Genomic DNA, 917 nt, shown 5'->3' with positions numbered 1-917 from the left:
CGGGAAGATTTAAAACCTTCCCGGCTTTTTATTCTGTCTTATTATAATGGATACTCATCATCTTCCGATGAATTTATAAATTGCTCCAAGTTTACATGAAGAGTACTTAACCTAGTTTTTAACTCATTAAGTGAAGCGATAATTTCATATTTTCCAACATAATCATATGATGGATCGTATTCATTATCTATGTCAGAAGCTAAAAATGATGATATTCGTAGTTTAAATTTAGCTTCATCTTTATTACATTCATTAGCATAAGGTGAATGTCCTATCATAGCATATTCATCTAATCTAAAAGGATAAGATGGTTTTAATTCATCGATCAGTGAAATTTCAACCCATGTTCTATATCCAGGCATTAATGGACTAATTTCTTTGAGCAAAACCTTTCCACTTAATAATGCTTTGAGATTGTTCATTATTATGTCTCCCACGGGAAAAATATATGTATAACACTCCCATCATGTTGATGAACTTGTAAATGTGGTAAATCACCATCAGGATTTCCTGGCCCATGACCTGACACTCTATATGGAGGTTTTGTTACAGAAGGATCTTTTATATCATCCCAATGATATGAACCTGCTTTTGTTTTATTTCCAGTAAGATATTCCATTAAGTTCTTAGTGCTGGGGCCTGACTCACCTGTCATATTTTTATAATTATGACCTAAATATCTATCCATAAACAATTGTTCAGCGTCACTTCTAGACCTAACAGTAACTTTGGTTTCACCACTATCTAATAAGTGATTCGCTTTTTGGTTACTAACAGCACATGGAGTTAATCCAAGTGAATCAGCATATTTTAGAGGATTAGGTGCATAACTGTAGAGATTTAATCCCCCCGCCAGCCCTATCGGGTCCTGCTGGGTAAACCTGGCGCTATCCGGGTCGTAATAACGAAACAAATTG

General features: G+C 34.9%; 2 protein-coding genes. Both read right to left on the bottom strand.

Features of this window, described 5'->3' with window-relative positions:
- Nucleotides 1-41: 41 nt before the first annotated feature.
- Nucleotides 42-422 carry a hypothetical protein gene (locus tag AAIG39_RS25650; protein WP_343195058.1) on the bottom strand — a complete coding sequence of 127 codons (381 nt, stop codon included), beginning with the start codon at nucleotides 420-422 and terminating at the stop codon, nucleotides 42-44.
- A 2-nt stretch (nucleotides 423-424) separates the two neighbouring features.
- Nucleotides 425-917: RHS repeat-associated core domain-containing protein (locus AAIG39_RS25645; RefSeq protein ID WP_343195057.1), on the bottom strand; the 493-nt coding region annotated here is incomplete at its 5' end.

Source organism: Phytobacter palmae, assembly GCF_039409775.1.
Lineage (GTDB): Bacteria > Pseudomonadota > Gammaproteobacteria > Enterobacterales > Enterobacteriaceae > Phytobacter > Phytobacter palmae.
This window is presented reverse-complemented; position numbering and strand designations above follow the sequence as displayed.